Source organism: Advenella sp. FME57, from assembly GCF_014897675.1.
Taxonomy (GTDB): Bacteria; Pseudomonadota; Gammaproteobacteria; order Burkholderiales; family Burkholderiaceae_B; genus Advenella.
On the sequence record NZ_JABUXU010000046.1, the window covers coordinates 1 to 2,569 of the forward strand.

Annotated in this window: 2 protein-coding genes; both read left to right on the plus strand. The window is 61.0% G+C overall.

The features are described from left to right. Window positions 1-161: 161 nt before the first annotated feature. The gene (istA, locus tag INT32_RS21960) at window positions 162-1,712 is read left to right on the plus strand and encodes an IS21 family transposase (RefSeq protein ID WP_009884100.1); all 1,551 of its coding nucleotides are present in this window, start codon (window positions 162-164) and stop codon (window positions 1,710-1,712) included. Further along, complete coding sequence (locus INT32_RS21965) at window positions 1,709-2,455, plus strand: ATP-binding protein (protein ID WP_009883781.1); 747 nt, start codon at window positions 1,709-1,711, stop codon at window positions 2,453-2,455. The genes istA and INT32_RS21965 overlap by 4 nt, the downstream gene beginning before the upstream one ends. Window positions 2,456-2,569: the final 114 nt, after the last annotated feature.

Genomic DNA, 2,569 nt, shown 5'->3' on the forward strand with positions numbered 1-2,569 from the left:
TGAATATCCGTCTTGTTGGGGGCCGTCAATCGTGAGCTCGGGGGCCAGTTGCTTGGTCGCGTGATCGTGGGCGTCGGGACCATCTATGGCGTGTGCGGGGGCCACGAACTATAAGCTCCTTTCACCGCGTGTATTGGGCACGCGGCGAAAGGAGATTATCAATGGTACGCAAGATCAGGGCCAAGCTGGTGTTACAGCTTCGAGCCGAGGGGCTCTCGGGCAGAGCGATCGCTGGCTCCCAGGCAATGTCACGCAAATCGGTCACGCAGGTCCTCGAGGCCGCCGACGCTGCGGGACTCGGGTGGGATGATGTCAAGGACCGTGCTGACAGTGAAGTGTATGGCCTCCTGTTTCCGGGCCGCGGGGACCATCACAGCGTGTTCGCCCAACCTGACTGGAAGGCAATCCATAAGGAAATGGCCCGGGTCGGGGTGACGCTGAAGCTCCTCCATGGCGAGTACGCCGATGAGTGCGCTGCGGCTGGTGATCCGGCGATGAGTTATGACCGGTTCTGCCGCACCTATCAGCGCCACGTCCTCGTCACCGGTGCAGCTTCTCGTGTGGGACACAAAGCCGCCCAGACCATCGAGGTCGACTGGTCCGGTCCGACAATGCAACTGCACACGGGGGCAGACAAGCCGAAGACGGTCTATCTGTTCGTCGCGTGTCTGCCCTTCAGCAGGTACGCATTCGTGCACCCGAGCCTGGACATGAGTCAGGACTCGTGGCTCCGGGCGCATGTGGCGATGTTCACCGCTTTCGGCGGTTCAACACCGCGGATCGTGCCCGACAATCTCAAGACCGGAGTCATCACTCATCCTCGCGACGGTGAAATCGTGCTCAACGACGCCTATCGGGAAATGGCTGCCCACTATTCGGCTGCTGTTCTACCGGGCAGAATCAGGGCACCAAAAGACAAGGCGAGTGTTGAGAATACTGTTGGACATGTCGCCACATGGGTGATCGCAGGGCTACGTGACCGGCGGTTCACATCGCTGCCGACGTTGACGGCCGCGATCGAGGAGAGAGTCTGCGCTTATAATGCTGAACCTTTCCAGAAGCGGCCCGGATCCAGGCTCAGTGTCTTCACCACGGAGGAGGAACCGCTGTTGACACCGCTGCCGCAGGTGGCCTACGAGATCAGTCAGTGGATCTATGGGCGGCGTGTGGCCAGGAACGGGCATGTGAGCTGGGCGCGCAACTATTACTCGGTGCCGTTTGAGCACATCGGATCCAAAGTCGATCTGCGCATCACCGACCGCAGCCTCGAAGTCTACCGCGGGGACCAGCGAGTCACGACTCACCTGCTGCTGCCAGAGACTGCGGTCAATGAGTATCGCACGAATGATGCTGACCTTCCTGCTGGGGACAGATACCAGCAGTGGGACGCGGCCCGGATACGCCAATGGGCCGAGAGGATCGGGGCGTCGACGCTGGTCGTCATCAATCGCATCTTCGAGTCCGTAGCCATCGACGAGCAAGGGGTCAACCCGGCGTTGGCGGTGTTGAGACTCTCTCGCCGCTACTCTGCCGACCGGGTCGAAGCCGCTTGCCGGATTACGCTGGCGGGGCCGGTGCGGTCGCCACGGTATGCGCATGTGCAACCGCTCCTTGCCACCGGTCAGGACCAGACCAGACCCGCCCGGACCGAACCTGTCGAGCACGGCGGCTACGTCCGCGGTGCCTCCTACTATGCAGGAGGGACTCGGTGACTTCGATCGATACAGAGACCAAGCGCAAACTGCGCGAAATGGGCGCGATGGCCCTGCTGGAGGCACTCGAGGCCCAAGACGAGGATCTGACCATGGGAATGAGCTTCGACGAACGGTTGCGACTGGTCGTCGATGAAGCCCATTCGGTATTCAATCACGCCAAAATCGAGGGACTCATCCGCAGGGCCGGGTTGCGCTACCCGGCAGCCGACCTGCGTCAACTCGATAGGGTCGATGAACGCGGCCTGGATCGGAACGTGATCGCCCAGCTGGGGACCTGCAGTTTCATCGAGCGGGGCCAGAACGTCGTGTTCCAAGGGTTCACCGGTTCCGGGAAATCGTACCTGGGGTGCGCCTTGGCCAAACGGGCCTGCCAGCACCGGATCCGTGCGCACTATATTCGCATGCCTGATCTTGAAGAAGCTTGGGCGCAGGCGTTGGACAAACCGATGGGCACGACGAAGTTCTTGAAGAAGTACGCCGCGTTCAGCGTTCTCGTGATAGACGAATGGTTGCTCGATCATCCGGATGAGTCGATGCGCAGCATGCTGTTGGAACTGCTCGAACGCCGCTACGACTGTGCGTCGACGGTGTTCTGCACCCAGTATGCGAAGAAGGACTGGCATCAACGACTCGGATCCGGAGTCCACGCGGATGCGATCATGGACCGGATCGTGCACAACACGGTCTGGGTCGAGACCGGCAGTCACAACATGAGAGAACATGCTGCTTTGAACCCGTGACGATGAGCTGATGGGCGGCCAGTGGCCCCGAGGTCCACGGCTGCTGGCCCCCACAGGCAATATCGGTGGTCCCCAACCGCACGATCGGGTGGTCCCCAAAGCTTCAAATACTCA